At 64.2% G+C, this 16,618-nt stretch carries 14 protein-coding genes; 4 read left to right on the top strand and 10 right to left on the bottom strand.

Annotation, left to right across the window (positions count from 1 at the left end):
• Positions 1-6: 6 nt before the first annotated feature.
• The 9 genes from KHO18_RS13675 to KHO18_RS13635 all read right to left on the bottom strand — a co-directional run bounded on the left by KHO18_RS13675 (position 7) and on the right by KHO18_RS13635 (position 11,770).
• Entirely contained in the window at positions 7-1,080 is a 1,074-nt protein-coding gene (locus tag KHO18_RS13675; RefSeq protein WP_211943374.1) for a T6SS immunity protein Tli4 family protein, read from the bottom strand.
• A 10-nt stretch (positions 1,081-1,090) separates the two neighbouring features.
• Positions 1,091-2,185, bottom strand: a complete 1,095-nt coding sequence (locus KHO18_RS13670) for a T6SS immunity protein Tli4 family protein (RefSeq protein ID WP_211943373.1) — start codon at positions 2,183-2,185, stop codon at positions 1,091-1,093.
• A complete protein-coding gene (locus KHO18_RS13665; RefSeq protein ID WP_211943372.1) occupies positions 2,175-3,146 on the bottom strand; it encodes a T6SS immunity protein Tli4 family protein in 972 nt (323 codons plus the stop codon). The genes KHO18_RS13670 and KHO18_RS13665 overlap by 11 nt, the downstream gene beginning before the upstream one ends.
• Before the next feature lie 92 nt (positions 3,147-3,238).
• A complete protein-coding gene (locus KHO18_RS13660) occupies positions 3,239-4,786 on the bottom strand; it encodes a lipase family alpha/beta hydrolase (RefSeq protein WP_211943371.1) in 1,548 nt (515 codons plus the stop codon).
• A gap of 41 nt (positions 4,787-4,827) precedes the next feature.
• Complete coding sequence (locus KHO18_RS13655) at positions 4,828-5,895, bottom strand: T6SS immunity protein Tli4 family protein (RefSeq protein WP_211943370.1); 1,068 nt, start codon at positions 5,893-5,895, stop codon at positions 4,828-4,830.
• Positions 5,892-7,508, bottom strand: a complete 1,617-nt coding sequence (locus KHO18_RS13650; protein ID WP_211943369.1) for an esterase/lipase family protein — start codon at positions 7,506-7,508, stop codon at positions 5,892-5,894. The genes KHO18_RS13655 and KHO18_RS13650 overlap by 4 nt, the downstream gene beginning before the upstream one ends.
• Entirely contained in the window at positions 7,490-10,009 is a 2,520-nt protein-coding gene (locus KHO18_RS13645; protein ID WP_211943368.1) for a type VI secretion system Vgr family protein, read from the bottom strand. The genes KHO18_RS13650 and KHO18_RS13645 overlap by 19 nt, the downstream gene beginning before the upstream one ends.
• Positions 10,010-10,190: 181 nt before the next feature.
• Positions 10,191-10,943, bottom strand: a complete 753-nt coding sequence (locus KHO18_RS13640; RefSeq protein WP_211943367.1) for a CDP-diacylglycerol diphosphatase — start codon at positions 10,941-10,943, stop codon at positions 10,191-10,193.
• Positions 10,944-11,113: 170 nt separating this feature from the next.
• The gene (locus KHO18_RS13635; protein ID WP_144198441.1) at positions 11,114-11,770 is read right to left on the bottom strand and encodes a GntR family transcriptional regulator; all 657 of its coding nucleotides are present in this window, start codon (positions 11,768-11,770) and stop codon (positions 11,114-11,116) included.
• 80 nt (positions 11,771-11,850) lie between these two features.
• Between KHO18_RS13635 and KHO18_RS13630 the strand changes: the two genes are divergently transcribed.
• The 4 genes from KHO18_RS13630 to KHO18_RS13615 all read left to right on the top strand — a co-directional run bounded on the left by KHO18_RS13630 (position 11,851) and on the right by KHO18_RS13615 (position 15,422).
• Positions 11,851-12,612 (top strand): enoyl-CoA hydratase/isomerase family protein, encoded by a 762-nt coding sequence (locus KHO18_RS13630; RefSeq protein WP_211943366.1) that lies wholly within the window; start codon positions 11,851-11,853, stop codon positions 12,610-12,612.
• Between the two features lie 30 nt (positions 12,613-12,642).
• Entirely contained in the window at positions 12,643-13,638 is a 996-nt protein-coding gene (locus KHO18_RS13625; protein ID WP_144198445.1) for a tripartite tricarboxylate transporter substrate binding protein, read from the top strand.
• A gap of 17 nt (positions 13,639-13,655) precedes the next feature.
• Complete coding sequence (locus tag KHO18_RS13620; protein WP_144198447.1) at positions 13,656-14,846, top strand: CaiB/BaiF CoA transferase family protein; 1,191 nt, start codon at positions 13,656-13,658, stop codon at positions 14,844-14,846.
• Between the two features lie 153 nt (positions 14,847-14,999).
• Complete coding sequence (locus KHO18_RS13615) at positions 15,000-15,422, top strand: hypothetical protein (RefSeq protein ID WP_211943365.1); 423 nt, start codon at positions 15,000-15,002, stop codon at positions 15,420-15,422.
• A gap of 76 nt (positions 15,423-15,498) precedes the next feature.
• Here KHO18_RS13615 and KHO18_RS13610 read toward each other — a convergent pair whose 3' ends face one another.
• The gene (locus KHO18_RS13610) at positions 15,499-16,563 is read right to left on the bottom strand and encodes a VWA domain-containing protein (RefSeq protein WP_211943364.1); all 1,065 of its coding nucleotides are present in this window, start codon (positions 16,561-16,563) and stop codon (positions 15,499-15,501) included.
• Positions 16,564-16,618 lie beyond the last annotated feature (55 nt).

Genomic DNA, 16,618 nt, shown 5'->3' with positions numbered 1-16,618 from the left:
CCGCTGTCAGAAGCCATTGGGCCGGGGCCGCAGGGTTCGGGAGATGGCGTCCCAGACCGCGAGGGCTTCGGCGTCCGTCAGCGATGCGCGCTCTAGCCCGCGATCGTCCGGGAGCGGGACCGCTGTCTCCATATCGAGCCCTACGAAAGGCGCCAGCACATCGTTCTCAAGCGCGTTGCCTTCCAGGCTGAAGAGATGCCCATGCACTTCCGTGGTGGGTCTCGGGCCTGCCAACAGCCATTCCTCGGCGTCAACGCCGGCCAAAGCAACCTTGCCTTTTCGAACCGTTCGCCCCCCCTCGATCTGCGACAATGCGTCCTCGATCTGGCGATGCCTCTGCAATAGCGAACTCCTTTCAACGAGATCCGAATCCGTCACAAGTGTGAATTCGACGTCCTCATGGCTTGCGACGTTGAACATCGCAGTCACGCGTTCGTCCTCTTTCGCTTTTCCGAGAATCAGACCGTCCGGCAAGCACAATCCCGGCTCCGATGGAATCTCGTTCTCGCCGCGGCCCCGGAAATTCGTGAGCAGTTCAAAGACATGATTGGCCTTTGTCGGCACACTGTTCTTGACATCCATACGCTGCACGATCGGGTCATCCGCCTGATCGGGGCTGCTGAAATCTGACGCCTCCAGCGTGACCTTGACGCGAACCCCATTCTCCCAACGATAGCCTTCCAGAATCCGGTTTGCGATGTGGCTGTATTCCGAGCCCCGGTGCATGAAGTAGCGGGAATGCTCGTCCCACGCGGGTACATTCAGATAGAGGAATGGGTGAGCGTCAATGCTCTTTACCGCCTTGAGTTCCGTTTCCCGCTCCGATATTTCCTTGTTGAATGCGTCGATGGACATGATTTCTGTCTCGATCAATGCGTCCTGCAAGGTGACGACGCCCCCGACCGTCGCGTCAGCAGGCAAATCGATAAGATGGCGTCCCACACAACGCGGGGTCAAATTGGAAGTCATGGCATTCACGGTCTGTTGTTCCTGAGGCGCCAATGGAGGGGTCTTCCCACAAGCCGGTAGCGCCAGCGATGCGCCCAGGATCGCGCTGATCACCACATATCGTTTCATCATCGCGGCGCGCTCAGAAGGCATTCGGCCGGGGCCGCAGGGTTCGGGAGATGGCGTCCCAGACCGCGAGGGCTTCGGCGTCGGTCAGCGATGCGCGTTCGAGCTTTTCATCGCTTGGGAGTGGGTTCGCTGTCTCCATATTGAGTCGTACGAACGGTGCCAGAACATCATCTGAGCGTGCGTTTCCTTCGAGCGTAAAGACGTGCCCGTGCACTTCCGTAACCGGCCTTGGCCCCATCATCAGCGATTCCTCGGCGTCCACATCGCGCAAGACGACCTTTCCTCTTCGGATCGTTCGTCCGCCATCAGTCTTTGACAACGCCTCCTCGATCTGCCGATGCCGCTGCAGCAGCGTATCCCTTTCAACGAGACGCGAATCCGTCCGAATGGTGAATTGAACGTCCTGATGGTTTGCCAGCCGGAACCTCGACTTTGACCGTTCCTCGCCGCGCGCCTTGCCGCGGATGAAGCCACGAGGAAAACACAACCCCGGCTCCGCTGGGATCTCGTCCTCGGCGCGAGCGCGAAAATTCGTGAGCAGTTCAAAGACATGGTTGGCCTTTGGCCGGACGTCGTTCTTGACTTCCATACGCTGCACGATCGGGTCATCCGCCTGATCGGGGCTGCTGAAATCTGACGCCTCCAGCGTGACTTTGACGCGAACCCCATTCTCCCAACGATAGCCCTCCAGAATCCGGTTTGCGATGTGGCTGCGTTCCGAACCCCGGTGCATGAAGTAGCGGGAGTGCTCATCCCACGCGGGCAGATTGAGATAGAGAAATGGATGCGCATCCATGCTCTTCACCGCCTTGAGTTCCGCTTCCCGCGCGGAGATTTCCTTGTTGAATGCATCAAGGGACATGATCTTCGTCTCGATTCGTGCGTCTTCCACAGTGGCGGACCCTTTGACCGTCACGCCGGCGGGCAAATCGATAAGATGGCGTCCCACACAACGCGGGATTAGGTTGGTAGTCAGGGCATTCACCGTCTGTTGTTCCTGAGGCGTCAATGGAGGGGTCTTCCCACAAGCCGGTAGCGCAAGCGATGCGCCCAGGATCGCGCTGATCACCACATATCGTTTCATCATCGCGGCGCGCTCAGAAGGCATTCGGCCGGGGCCGCAGGGTTCGGGAGATGGCGTCCCAGACCGCGAGGGCCTCGGCGTCGGTCAGCGATGCGCGTCCGAGCGGACGATAGTCCGGAAGCGGATTCGCTGTATCCATTTCGAGCCGCACGAAAGGCGTCAGTACATCGTCCGCGAGCGCGTTCCCCTCCAGCGCAAAGAGGTGCCCGTGCACTTCCGTGGTGGGTCTTGGGCCTTCCAACAGCCATTCTTCTGCGTCGACGCCGGTCAATGCGACCTTTCCTTTACGAACCGTTCGCCCGCCCTCGACCTGCGACAACGCCTGCTCGATCTGACGATGCCTCTGCAGAAGCGAGTCCCTTTCAACGACACTTGAGTCCGTCAGAATGGTGAAACCGAGATCCTCATGGCTTGCAAGACGGAACCTCGACTTTGTGCGTTCCTCCTCGCGCGCCTTGCCGCGGATGTATCCGCGAGGGAGACATAATCCAGGCTCCGTTGGAATCTCGTCATCGGCCCGGCCGCGAAAATTCGTGAGCAGTTCAAAGACATGGTTGGCCTTTCGCGGCACACTGTTCTTGATTTCCATGCGCTGCACGATCGGGTTATCCGCCAGATCGGGGCTGGTGAAATCGGACGCGTCCAGCGTGACCTTGACGCGAACTCCATTCTCCCAACGATAGCCTTCGAGTTTCCGGATTGCGATGTGACTGTGTTCCGAACCCCGGTGCATGAAGTAGCGGGAGTGCTCATCCCACGCGGGCACATTGAGATAAAGAAATGGATGCGCATCCATGCTCTTCACCGCCTTGAGTTCCGCTTCGCGCGCGGATATCTCCTCGTTGAATGCATCGAGGGGCATGATCTTCGTCTCGAGCCGTGCGCTTTCCACAGTGGCGGACCCTTTGACCGTCACGCCGGCGGGCAAATCGATAAGATGGCGTCCCACACAACGCGGGGTCAAATTGGAAGTCAGGGCATTCACGGTCTTTTGTTCCTGAGGCGTCAATGGAGGGGTCTTCCCACAAGCCGGTAGCGCAAGCGAAAAGATCACGATAAGTAGCGATGAGAAGCGTTTCATTTGCGATAGGCCATTGAAGTTTGTTTCACGGCATCCGTGATCTTGACGATCGACCATACGGTGAATAGCTGGAGTGGCAAGACCTTGTACGCGGCTTCATGCTCGATCCCTCGGTAAGCCAGGCAGACCTTTGCTTTCTCCCGTGGCGCTGCGCCGGACCGGCGCGGGACGGTGCCGTCGCCATCTTCGTCCGCGCCGTTCAGGTCGAAGGCGACGCGCAATGGGTTTCCGGCACTGCGCGTGAGGATCGAGATGCTTCCCACGCCTGTGTCACCCGTAACCGTTCCCTCGGCAAGGTCGTCAATGGCGCGCGGCCCGAAGCGCGGCGCAGCATGCCGCCGCCGCCATGTGACCTCTCCCCAGGTCTTGTGTGCGGTATCGTCGCCGTAGAACGCATACGTATTCGGGTGATATCGGTTCGCGATGGCACGATGGAATGGGCGGACTAGCTTCTGAACGGTTTGCACGTACCGTTGCCAGTCCTTGTCGACGGTCTTTTTGTACTTATCAAGCGGATTGATCAGATTTTCATCGCATAGCGCCCACCACTTGCCCCGCACGGTGTAGATCTCGTTATAGGGATCGGATCGTGGAAGCGAGACCATGCGGTTGCCATCACGGATCTTCAACCAATGCGTGCCGTACTCGGGCGTCGGCAGCAATTGCAGGGGTCCGGGAGCCTGAGCGAAAACCGCCGTCACTTCTGCAGCCTTCCTACCGATAACGGTGCCCGCCGAGCCTTCTGTACCGGCTTTCACGCGCTTGTAGGCGACCGCCGCACCGGTAGCCGGCATGACCCCATTCACTACCCCAAGGATGACTTCGTTGCCGCCCATCGATTCAGTGAAGTAGCGCCCGACAAGCCCCCCCATCGAATGCGTGACGAGGATGGCGCGGTCGCACATGAATCCCTTGCTCCGGTAGAAGGCCATGAAGGCATTGACTCTGGCCCCCAGGCGCTTTGCCGAATCTTCGTTGGACTGCAGCCAGTTGTACCCCACGGCATGGACGGGATAGCGGTATTTGTAGGACAACGCGGCTTCCTCACGCGTGAGCGCTGCCACGCCGATCTCGCGCGCCTTCACTTCATCCAGCAACGTCGAACGTATGCCGGTCTGCCATTGATGCGTATCGTTGAGCGCCTCCTCAAGCCAAGCGAGGAACTCCCCGTAGCTCATATATGCGACTTCGCCCCAGCCTCTCCGCTGCATTTCCTCTGTGGAAAGCGTGCTTCCAGTCGGAAGCTTCCCTTTTCCATACACGATCGTCTCATTTGGATCTAGAATCGTCTTTCGTTCTTCCGCACTCTCATCCATCCAACCAATCACGGTAAGCACGCTATCCAGAAGCCAAACTGGATTGTCTTGTTCATCCTTATCAGCCAAATTCGACCCCATCACCCCCGGCACGAACACCACCGGTATGACCCGCCGCGACACCAGGTAGCAAATCGCCTCGGTCTTTCCCTTCGACATGACGGATCGATACCGCACGGAGCCGTCTTCCTGAATCTCGGGCGGGATAATGCGTTGCGTGACTTCCATGACATCACCGTTGTTGTTTGACGTTGACCATCGCCGGCTTCTCAGAGAGCACCGGGTCTGGGCCGCAGGGTGCGGGACACGGCGTCCCATAGGGCCAGTGCCTGCGCCTCCGTCAGCGAGGCCTTCTTCAACGGTTCTTCCAGGCCCGTGGGGCCGCCGTTGCTCAGCTTGACGGCGACGAACGGTGTCTCCGGGCTGCCGGTCGTGGCGTTGCTCTCCAGCCGGAACGCCTGCCCCTGCACGTTCGTCACGATCATCGGCCCCGCAATAACCATCTCCTCGCCCCGGCCACCGGGCAGATCCACCGTGCCCCTGCGTAACGTCTTCCCGTCATCGAGCACGCGTTGCGCAGCGGCAATCGGGCCGCCCCGCCACAGCAAGGAGGTCTTCTCCTGAAGGCTGGAATGGGTGAATACGTTGAAGTAGACGTCGGGATAGGCCGGCAAATTGAAATCGACGTCGACCTGCTCGTCATCCTTCGACTTGCCCAGGAGAATCCCGCCGGGAACGCAGAGACCGGGCTCTGTGGGTATCGCGCCATCCGGCCGGCCGCGGAAGCTGGTGAGCATTTCGAACACCTGCGTGGCGGCGCGGGGCACGTCGTTTTTGACCGCCATCTGCCGTACGAGCGGATCCCTGGTCTGATCTGGCTTTGTGTAGTCCGACGAGCGAAGTCGGATACTGATCAGGACACCGTTCTCCCAGCGATACCCTTCCAGTATCCGATTACCCGGATCGTCGCCGATCGAGCCGCGATGCAGGAAGTAGCGTGAATGCTCATCCCAAGCCGGCGCGTTCACGTACAGGAACGGATGGGCGTCGATACTCCGCGTCTTGGTGAGTTCGGTCTCCCGCGCCGCCATCGCTTTGCGGAACTCGTCCAGCGACATGGCCATCGTCTCGACGATGGCACCTTCAATCTTCACCATGCCGCTCAATTCAACTTGCGCCGGCATATCGATGAGATAGCGCCCCACGCATTGCGGGACGAGCCGGGTAGTCAGTGCCTGGATGGCTTGTTGTTCTTGCTCGGTCATTTTCGGAGAGAAATCGCAGCCTGCAAGCGTCAGGCAAAGGCCGGCGGTAAAGCATCTACGGCTGAACTTCATTTGCTGTACGCCATGGAGGTGAGCTTGACGGCGTCGGTGATCTTCACGATCGACCAAAGCGTAAAGAGTTGGATGGGTAGCGCCTTGAAGGCGCCTTCGTGGTCGATGCCACGATAGGCAAGGCAGACCTTTGTCTTTCCTTTTGGCGCGGCACCCGAGCGGAGCGGGACCGTACCGTCACCGCTTTCTGCTGCGGGTTGGATCTGGAAGACCGTACGAACGGTGTTTTCACCGCGTCGGGTGTGGACGGCGATCTCCCCGGTGCCCTTGTTCGCCACTACCTTGCCCTCCAGCGGGTCATCGACCGGCAAGCCTCTTGCGGGCCCGAGGCCTGCCTGATGGCGTCGCTGCCATGTCACCTCGCCCCAGCTCTTGTGATTGGCATCGTCGCCGAAGAAGGCGTACGAGTTCGGATGGTATCGACCGGAGATTGCCTGATGAAACGGCCTGACGTCGTCCTTGACCATCGACTCATATGTCTTCCAGTCGCGCTCGAGGGTCTCCTTCTTCTTGTCCGCCGGATTGATCAACTTGTCATCGCAGAGGCACCACCACTTTCCACGCTTGATATAGATCTCGTCATACGGATCCGTGTTCGGCAAGCCGATCACCTTGTCCCCGTCCCGGAACTTCAGCCAACGCATGCCGTACTCCGGCGTCGGCAGCAGTTGCAGCGGGCCCGGTGACTGTGCGAAGACCGCAGTCATTTCCTCCGCATCGCAGCCCAGTGCCCAGCCAGCCGGTTTTTCCGTTCCCGCCTTGACGCGCTTGTAGGCGGCTGGCGCGCCGGTAGCCGGCATGACGCCATGCACGACGCCCAGCACCCTGTCTCGCCCGCCCAGCACTTCGGTGTAGCAGCGTGACACCAGCCCGCCCATGGAATGCGTGACGAGGATCACCCGGTCGCACATGAATCCCTGCTTCCGGTAGTACGCCATGAACGTCTCGACGCGCGCCTTCAGGTGCTCCGCCGATGCGCGGTTCGACTGCAGCCAGTTGTAGCCGACGGCATGCACCGGGTACCGGTACTTGTAGGACAGCGCCACCTCCGCGCGGGTCAGCGGCTCCACGCCCACGCGTTGCACGGTGCTCGGCTCCATCAACTGCGAACGCACGCCTGTCAGGAAATCGTGGGTGTCGTTGAGGGCGTTCTCCAGCCAGGCCAGAAACCCGCCGTAGCTGATGTGGGCGACCTCTCCCCAGCCACGGCGTCTCATCTCGTCTTCTGTCAGCGACGTCCCGGCAGGCAGCTTTCCGCCGCCATAGACGGAAGTCGTTCCCGGGTCCAGCATGATCTTCCGGAACTCGGCGCCAACGGGAATCCAGGTCGCCGCATCGGCCATGCTGTCGAGCAGCCACACTGGCTCCTTCGTCAATTCAATGTTGCCGTTGAACCGCCTGCGGGGCCGGAGGCCAAGCAGATTCGACCCCATCACGCCCGGCACGAATACCACCGGGATCATCCGGCGTGACACCAGATAACAGACCGCGACGCTGTCGTCCGGCGGCGTCATGACAGAGCGATAGCGGACCGAGCCGTCCGGCTGGATTTCGGGCGGGATAATGCGTTCTCTCGCTGACAAGGTTGTCGTCCTCAGGATTTCAATGGGCAAAGCAGTTCCACGCTCTCGGCGAACAGGCTCTTCTGCAGCGATGTCCTGCCTTCCGCATCCACCTTGCCGCGAATGCGGCTGCCGTCGTCGCGGACCACGGCATACGACTCATGGCTGGCGGGTTCGTCGTCGAACGGCCACCGGACCGTGAACGCTTCGTCGAACTCCGTGTGCTTCCACGTATTCATCGCCTGCGAGAGCGACTGTTTTCTATCGAGCGTGTAGGAGGCCGACCGGATGATCCGGTCGCCACGCGTGCCGTCCTCGATACCCGTGAGCGACAGGCGCAGGTAGGAGCCGCCGCACTTCAGCAGCAGTTCCTTTTCGGCCTCGATGACCACCCTGCCGTGGGCGCTGCTGATGGTCACGTTCTGGTCGGCCAGCAGGCGCATGTCGTCGCTCTGCGCCTGGATGTCGATGGGTCCCCTTGCGGCGAACAGCTTGATGCCGAGCTTCTGCGCGAAGACCGACACCAGTTCGCCGGCGGCGACGGTGAAGCGCTTCAGCGCGCTGAAGTCCGCGTGGCCGCCCGATGTGCCGATCAGGTTCTGGCTCGCGCTCAGTTGCAGGTCGCCGCCAGACGCCAGCGCCATGCCGGCCGGCGCGCTGGCCAGCAGGCCGGCTTGCTTGAGGGTGTCGAGGGTGTTGTCGAGCAGCGCCTTCTGGCGGCCGTAGTCCGCCGCCACCGCCTGCGCGGCCTGCGCGGCGGAGGCCAGCGCCTCGGTCTGCTGGAGCGCCTGCTGGAGCAAACCCCGGGCCGCGTCCATGCCGAGTTGCGGGCCTCTCGCGGCGGGCTGGTCATCGGCCGACAGGAACAGGCCCTTGCCGCCCCGGACGGCGCCCCATCCGGACGTGCGCAGCTCGAAGCCCTCGCCACGCTTCTGCCGCTTGTCGTCGACCAGATAGCCGAGGTTCAGCTGCGACTTGCGCGCAAAGTCGGTGGAGAGCTTGACGCCCTCCTGCCCCTCCCAGTCCTCGAAGCGCAGCTTGTTGTTGCTCTGGGTGCGGATCACGTTGCGCGACAGCCAGCGGTCCCGGTTCGTGATCAGGTCTTCGTGCTGGCTGTTGTGCTGCACGTGGGCGATGTACGGCTTGTTCGGATTGCCGTCGCGGAAGGCCACGTCCACGTAAGTGCCATCGACGAGCGGGAAGTGGAAGCCGGTCTGCCTCGCCCCCGCGAACGGCTTGGCCAGCGCCAGCGGCACGCTTTCGCCGCCATTCGGCCAGGTGTCGAAATCGAGGTCGAAGCGGACCGTGTAGTGCCCCTGCTGCGTCAGGTAGGCGTACTTGTACTGGCCCGGCGAGGTCACGCGGGCAGACAGCGTGCCCTGGATCCTCGGCCATCGGTCTTCGGCCAGCGGCAGCCGGAAGCGCCGGTCCGAAGGGATGGCCTTGAAGGTGTTGCGATAGGCGGCATCGCGCGCGCCGGTGTGGATGACCTCGGTGATGACCTGCCCGTTCGGTGCCTCGGCCAGCGCCAGGTCCATGCGCAGGATGCGCGCCGGGCGCAGGTCCAGCACGTTGCTCTCGCCCGAGAACACCAGTTGGCCGGCCATTGCCGCTTCATGGCGCAGCTGCGCCTCCCACTTGCCGCCCGCGAAGTCCAGGTGATGGGTGCCGAAGACATAGGACTCCCCGTAGGTTGTGGCCTCCTTGCGCGCGACATTCGCCTCACCCGTGAAGCGCTCCCACGCACTGCCCGGGTGGTAGTCCGCCACGCGAAATGACGCCGCCACGGTCTGCGCATGGGATTGCAGCGCGAGCACCGCCTCCACGCCCGCCTCCAGCCCGGCGGTCTCCCGGTACGGCACGCGCAGTTCCGGCTGGTAGAGGTAGTGGTCGATGTCGTCCCCGAACACCAGCATCTCGCCAAACTTGCCGGGCACGAAGTAGCTGTACAGCCCCTCCTGCTCCATCAGCAGGCGGATGTAGGCCCAGTCGGACATCTGGTACTGGAAGCGGAACGCATGCTGCGGATACTTGCGGCGCAGCCGGAAGGTGAACTGATGCCCCTGCAGGCCGTGCCGGCGCAGGATGGCCTCGATGATCTGCGGCGCAGTCTGGTGCTGGTAGATGCGGCTGGCCTGCGTGAGCTTCAGCCGCGCAGCGAGCGGTTCCACCACGGCCTCGTAGGTGAACAGGTCGCGGGAGCGCTGGAGCCGGCTGAGCCGGGTGATGCAGCCGGCAAACTTGCGGGGTTCGGCCCCATCGGCGCCATCGGCACCATCGGCACCATCGGCACCATCGACGCCATCGACGGAATTGCCGTGGTCGATCCGGAAGGTGGCGGCCTTGCCGAGATAGTCGGCGCGCGGGAGTTCCAGCGGGTGCGTGAACTGCACCGTGACGACGTAGGTGTCGCCAAGCCATTCCTTGGCGGTGAAGGACACCACCGACAGCGCGGCGGCATGTTCGGCGCCGGGCACGTCGAGGAAGTAAGACTGCCTCCCCGCCGCCAGGGCACCGCCATCGTCCGCCCGGTATTCCGTCCGCTGCGCCATTGCTTTCACTTCCCTCCCCATCGACTTGGATTTGCGGCAGAACCGTACTCCGTTTCGATGGCGCCGGAAGCGCGCAAAGCGCGCTGTTTGCGCTACGTCATGTGTAGCTAATTCGTTGATTTTCCTAGGGTTTCTCGGAATCTCCTGAGGTCCGGCCAGCCCCTTCCCAAGCGCCCCTGATCTATCGGCCGAGCTTGCAGCGGCGGTCCAGGAAGTCGCTGGCGTGGCCGTTGTTGCCGGGCGCGAGATCGACCGGCTCGTCCACTACGACAAAGCTGCCGCCGGTGTAGGCGAGAAAGATGCCCCGGTCCTGCGGCGCGATGGCGGTGCCCGGTGCCGTACCCATGTCTCCACGCACTTCATCGAACGGATTGAAGGCCAGCACCGGCTGGTCCGCCGGCACGCGCTTCGCCAGCACGCGCTTCCCTGCGAACGTGAACGCCCCCCACGTCGGCGTGATGCCGCTCTGATTCAGAAACTTCTGAGCGGCGCCGCTGATGCAGTCCAGATGGATATGGAGCTGGTCCTGGCTCCGGGAGGCCCTGGAATTCACGGCCAGGCCGATCAGCGTATCGGGCACCGGCTTGCCGACCGCCCTCGCCACGATCTGGCGTTCTTCCCACCCGAAGGCCCAGCCGTTGGCGCGCGGGCCGGTCCAGACGCGCGGGTCTTCCACGCCCGTAACGGGGTGATCGGGAATTACGAGGTAGTGAGAGGCGCCGACGGCGTCCTTGTAGAGCACGAGGCCCCGGTCGCGGTCAACCACGGCGCAATCGGCATGGCGCGGCGCGCCGGCCGTGAGGCAACGCGCCTGCACGTTGCGCCAGAGACCATTGCGGGTGAAGCCGCCACCGGCATTCGGCGGCCACACGATCTCCGCGCTGGCGACGACCGAAACGCAGGCCGCGATGATCGCGACGAACAAGCCTCGCATCGGAAAACTCCTGGGTATGGGTGAGATGTCTTGCGGCGCAGGCATGCGCCGGACCCGGGAGAGTTACCAGAACTTGTGTGGCATTTCTACCATAGGGCGGACTGGCTATCTGGATTGCACGGCGTGGATTGCACGGCGTGGATTGCACGGCGCGGATTGCACTGCGCGCCCTACTCCACCCCCGCGCTGGCCAGCAACACGAGATCGGCGATGGCCTTGCCGCCCGCCGAGATATGGGTCCGCATGGCCTCGGCGGCGACGTCGGCATTGCCCGCCAGCACCGCCTCCACCACATGCCCGTGCTCGCGGTGGGAGCTGGGTACGCGGGCGTCGTTGATGAGGCCCTTCTTCTGCCAGTAGATCGCCAGCCGGCGGCGCAGCTGCACGATCTGCTCCGACAGGAACGGATTGGCTGCAGCCTGGTACAGCACGTCGTGGAATTTGCGGTTGGCTTCGATATAGCCCGCAGTATCTCCGCGCTCAACGTGCTCGGCCGCCGCCTCATGCGCATTGGCCAGCACTTTCTTGCCGGCAGCAGTGATGCGCTGGGTCGCCAGCCGCGCCACCACGCCCTCCATCTCGGCCAGGGTTTCGAACATCGCCACCAGTTCGGCGGCGGTCGGCCGGTGCACGAACATGCCGGCGCGCGGCACGATGGTCACCAGCCCCTGCGCGGCCAGCATCAGCAGCGCCTCGCGCACCGGCGTGCGCGAGCTGTCGAACGCATCGGCCAGCGCCTTCTCGTCGATCTGTGCCCCCGGGGGCAGCGCGCCGGTCTGAATGGCCGACACCACGTTTTCTCGGATGCGATCCTGGAGTGATTGCACGGGTATACCCTCTTTTGTCCTAGAAAAAAAATATCTGTAGGCTTCGTGAATATATCAAGACACCAGGGAGATATTTCGGAATGGATGATAACTCGCCTCTGCTCACTGTGGACGGCGCCGTCGCCACGATCGCGCTGCGCCGCCCCGAGGTCGCCAACCGCCTCAACCCGGGTGATCTACGCGCCATACGGAATCATATCGAGGCGGTCAACGAGATGGAGCGCGTGCTGGTGCTCCGCTTCGTCAGCGCCGGCAAGTATTTCTGCAGCGGCTACGACATCGGCTCGCTGGCCGGCAAGTCTGACGAAGGTGCGCTGAACTTCGGCGAAGTCATGGACGTCATCGAGGCCGCCCGCCCGGTCACCATCGCCGCCATCAACGGCGGCGTCTACGGCGGCGCCACCGATCTCTGCCTCGCGTGCGACTTCCGCATCGGCGTGCCCGGCTGCGACATGTTCATGCCGGCCGCCCGCCTGGGCCTGCACTTCTATCGCGGCGGCATGGCGCGCTACGTGTCGCGGCTCGGCCTGAACGCCGCCAAGCGCCTGTTCCTGACCACCGACCGCATCGACGCCGCCACCATGCTGGACATCGGCTTCCTGACCGAGATGGTCGAGCCGGCGGCGCTCCACGCGCGGGTGGACCAACTGTCTGCCCAGCTGGCCGGCATGGCGCCCATCGCCCTGCTCGGCATGAAGCAGCACCTCAACGCGCTGGCGCGCGGCACGCTCGATGCCGACGCGCTGGCGCGGGACATTCATCGCTCGGAGACCTCGGCAGATCTCCGGGAAGGCGCGGCGGCGTGGAAGGAAAAGCGCCAGCCGGTATTCAGCGGCAAGTAGCGATACAGCTACCCGGAGGAGACACCCACCATGACAAAGACCCCCGTATCCACGCAGTCCCTGGCCGCCCTGGCCACGCTGGCCCTCATCGCCACCGCCGTACCTGCGCAGGCTTCGCCGCAGACGGCCTACCCGACCAAACCCATCCGCCTTGTCATCGGCTTTCCCGCCGGCGGCGGCGCGGACAACACGGCGCGGCTCTATGGCGATGCGCTGAGCCGCGAACTGGGCCAGCCCGTCATCGTCGATAACCGGCCCGGCGCGGGCACCACCATCGCCGCCGAGTTCGTCGCCAAGGCACCGCCGGACGGCTACACGCTCTACATCGCCACGGCCAGCCTGATGGGCGGCGACAAGGTGCTCTACAAATCCATCAGGTACGAGCCGGCCGACTTCATCCCCATCACGCGGCTGGTGGCGGCGCCGATGATCCTCGCCGTCAACAAGGACACCGGCATCCGCAACGTGGCCGACCTCGTGGCGCAGGCCAAGGCGCACCCGGGCTCGCTGAACTATTCGTCCTCCGGCAACGGCGTCATCACCCATCTGGCCGGCGTCTACTTCACCAAACTGGCCGGCGTGAAGATGACCCACGTGCCATACAAGGGCGGCGCGCCGTCCGCACAGGCCGTGGCCGCCGGCGATGTGCAGCTCACCTTCGGCACGGCGCCGTCCGTCAAGCCGATGATCGACACCGGCAAGATCGTGCCGATTGCCGTGACGTCCGCCCAGCGCTCGCCGGCCAACCCCCAGTTGCCGACCATCGCCGAGGGCGGCGTGAAGGGCTACGACCTCTCCGCGTGGTACGGCCTGTTCGCGCCCGCCAAGACGCCGCCCGAGATCATCGACAAGCTCTACGCGGCCACCGCCAAGGTCATGGCCAACCCCGAACTGAAGAAGAAATTCCTGATGCAGGGCGATGAGGTGGCCGTCTCCGCCTCGGTGGCCGAATTCCAGGAATACGCGGCGCGCGAAGGCCGGATCGGCGTGGACCTGGCGGTCTCCAGCGGCGCGAAGATCGATTGAAAGACATGGAGCATGCAATGACCAATCCGACCATCCCCCCCAACACGCCCCCGGCGGGTCAGGGCCAGTTGCCGCTGGCGGGCCTCACCGTGGTGGATCTCACGCGGGTGCTGTCCGGCCCCTATTGCACGATGATGCTGGCCGACCTTGGCGCACGCGTCATCAAGATCGAGCACCCCGACGGCGGCGACGACTCGCGTCAGGTGGGCCCGTTCGTGGATGGCGAGTCGGCCTACTTCGCCTCCATCAACCGGAACAAGGAATCGATCGCGCTGGACCTCAAGCAGCCGGACGACCGCAAGGTGCTCGACAAGATGCTGGAGACAGCCGACGTGCTGATCGAGAACTTCCGCGCCGGCGTGATGGAGAAGCTCGGCTACACCTGGGCCGCGCTGCACGCGCGCTACCCGAAGCTGGTCTTCGCGTCGATTTCCGGCTTCGGGCAGACCGGTCCCTACCGGAACCGCCCGGCGTACGACATGGTGGTGCAGGCCATGGGCGGCCTGATGAGCGTGACCGGCGAGGCCGGCGGCAACCCGGCACGCGTGGGCGTATCGATTGGCGATATCGGCGCGGGGCTGTACGCCACCATCGGCATCCAGTCCGCGCTGCTCAAACGGGCGGCCACGGGGCTGGGCGAACGGGTGGACATCTCGATGCTCGACTGCCAGGTGGCGTTGCTGGAGAACCCCATCGCGCGTTACTCGGCCACGGGCGGGGTGCCGAAGCCGCTGGGCACGCGGCATCCGTCGATCACCCCGTTCGACATGTTCGCCACCCGGGACGGCTTCATCGTCATCGCCGTGGGCAACGATGCGCTGTTCACGACACTCTGCACGGCGCTGGGGCGAGAGGAATGGGCGCGGGACCCGCGCTTCGCCACGGTGCCGGCCCGCAACGAGCACCACGCCGCGCTGAAAGAGGCGCTCGAGGCCCGCTTGGCCGATGCCACCACGGCGGAGTGGGAAGCCGCGCTGGAAGCCGCCGGGGTGCCGCATGGTCCACTCAACGGCGTGCCAGAACTGGTCGAGAACGCGCACGTGGCGGCGCGCGGCATGCTGCTGGACATCGGCATTGGCAACGGCAAGGCGCTGCGCGTGGCCGGCAACCCCGTCAAGATCGGCACGGCAGACGCCCTGTCAGGCGTGCGGAACCCGCCGGCGCTGGATCAGGACCGGGCCCGGCTGCTGGCCGAGTTCCGGGTGTAGGCCCCGCTAAACGGGGTACGCGCGCGTATCTAACCGGCCTTGGCGTGGCGTGCAAGGCTCGTAAATGTCAGTTGCACAATCAAACAGAATGTCAGGTGCCTCGACGCTACAGTGGTCACTCCCAAGCCTGTAGGCGTTTTAGGAGGTACACGAATGAAGCAACATCTGGCGAAATCCCTGTTGATGGCTGGTGCGATGATCGCGTCTTACCCGCTGCTGGCGCAGCAGACGCTGCCAGCCCAGCCGGTGCAGCCGGCGCCACCGGTGCAACAGGGTCAGCCGCCGATGCAGTCGGCCGCGCCGTCCACGGTGGGCGCGCAACAGGGCACGCAACAGGGCGCGCAACCAGGCGTGCCGACTGCTGCACCCGACACCTACGCGCAAGGCTCGGGCCAGTCGGTCCAATACGGCGTGCCGCCCACGGCGGGCGCGCCCATGGCGGCACCGACTTCAGCACCGGTCGCCCCGGCCGTCAGTCCGGCGATGGACCCGAGCGCGGCGGCCAACACTACCCTGCCGCCTGACGCACTGGGCACGCGGCTCGGCCAGCGCAGCCCCTTCCTGGACGGCGCCTGATCCAGCCCCGAGGCACCGAGGCGCCGGGGCGCCGGGGCACCTTGCGGGTGCCTCGGCATGCCGGCGCTGCCGGTACTCACCGCCGGAACCACAGCATCGACAAGGCGCACGCCGCCACCAGCAGCAACACCGACGACGCCGCCAGCAGCGCGCTCACCTCGGTTTCCTTGTGTTCCAGCGCAAAGCGGGCACTGAGCTGGCGATAGACCTGGCTCAGGTCGGCTGCCGACCCCGCCTGGAAGTACTCCCCGCCCGTTATCGTCGCCACCGCGCGCAGCGCCGGTTCATCGAGCTGCATGAAATAAGACAGGTTCGATTCCCCCGCCGCGCCGCCCTGCGTGGACCCAAACCCCACCGTATAGACACGCACGCCCCGCTGGGCCGCCATGCGCGCGGCTTCCGCCGGGTCCGGGCCTGTGGTGCGCCGTCCGTCACTCAGCAGGATCACCGCGCCGTGCCGATACGAGCCCGGCTGCACCGCCTCCCGTTCCTGGTCGCGCTTGCGCGCGGCATCGGCCGACGCGGCCTCGTCCAGTGAGCGTGGGCCGCGCCCGGGGCGGGCCGACATGCCATTGAACAGGATGTCTTCCAGGTCGATGCCATCGTCGGGAAACAGCACCGCCAGTGCCTGGATCAGCCCACTGCCGGTTGCCGTGCCGCGCTGGAGCTGGAAGCGTTCGAGTGCTTCCAGCATGTCCTGCCGGTTGTTGGTGGGCGGCAGCACCACCGTGGCAGTGGTGGCGAAGGACACGATGCCCAGGCGCACATTGGCCGGCAGCCCGATGATGAGGTCCCGCGCCGCCTGCTGCGCGGCGCTGATGCGCGTGGGCGCCACGTCGGTGGCCTCCATGCTGCGGGAGATGTCCATGGACAGGACCAGCGTGACGGTGTCCGATGGCAGGGTGATGGTGGCGCTGGGGCGCGCGCATGCCAGCAGCGCCAGGGCCAGCGCCCCGAAGAACAGCAGGGGTGGAATATGGCGCCGCAGCCGCTGGCGCGAGCCCAGCGCGGCGCGGGGCAGCGCCAGGCTGGCATAAAGCAGCGCGGTCTTCTTCCGCCGTGCCAGCAGATAGAGATAGGCGGCGGCCAGCAGCGGAAGCGCCAGCAGCAGCCAGAGCATTTGCGGCCAGAGAAACTGCATGCCCTGCTCCTTGGCGCGTGAGTGAGAACGATGGTACTGTATTTTCCACGGCGGG

This window comes from Cupriavidus campinensis (assembly GCF_905397395.1).
GTDB classification, from domain to species: Bacteria; Pseudomonadota; Gammaproteobacteria; order Burkholderiales; family Burkholderiaceae; genus Cupriavidus; species Cupriavidus campinensis.
This window is presented reverse-complemented; position numbering and strand designations above follow the sequence as displayed.

Bases quoted from the DNA above. Each gene is read 5' to 3' on its own strand.
- KHO18_RS13675 (WP_211943374.1), bottom strand. From the start codon at position 1,080: ATGATGAAACGATATGTGGTGATCAGCGCGATCCTGGGCGCATCGCTG.
- KHO18_RS13670 (WP_211943373.1), bottom strand. From the start codon at position 2,185: ATGCCTTCTGAGCGCGCCGCGATGATGAAACGATATGTGGTGATCAGC.
- KHO18_RS13660 (WP_211943371.1), bottom strand. From the start codon at position 4,786: ATGGAAGTCACGCAACGCATTATCCCGCCCGAGATTCAGGAAGACGGC.
- KHO18_RS13655 (WP_211943370.1), bottom strand. From the start codon at position 5,895: ATGAAGTTCAGCCGTAGATGCTTTACCGCCGGCCTTTGCCTGACGCTT.
- KHO18_RS13645 (WP_211943368.1), bottom strand. From the start codon at position 10,009: ATGGCGCAGCGGACGGAATACCGGGCGGACGATGGCGGTGCCCTGGCG.
- KHO18_RS13640 (WP_211943367.1), bottom strand. From the start codon at position 10,943: ATGCGAGGCTTGTTCGTCGCGATCATCGCGGCCTGCGTTTCGGTCGTC.
- KHO18_RS13630 (WP_211943366.1), top strand. From the start codon at position 11,851: ATGGATGATAACTCGCCTCTGCTCACTGTGGACGGCGCCGTCGCCACG.
- KHO18_RS13625 (WP_144198445.1), top strand. From the start codon at position 12,643: ATGACAAAGACCCCCGTATCCACGCAGTCCCTGGCCGCCCTGGCCACG.
- KHO18_RS13620 (WP_144198447.1), top strand. From the start codon at position 13,656: ATGACCAATCCGACCATCCCCCCCAACACGCCCCCGGCGGGTCAGGGC.
- KHO18_RS13615 (WP_211943365.1), top strand. From the start codon at position 15,000: ATGAAGCAACATCTGGCGAAATCCCTGTTGATGGCTGGTGCGATGATC.
- KHO18_RS13610 (WP_211943364.1), bottom strand. From the start codon at position 16,563: ATGCAGTTTCTCTGGCCGCAAATGCTCTGGCTGCTGCTGGCGCTTCCG.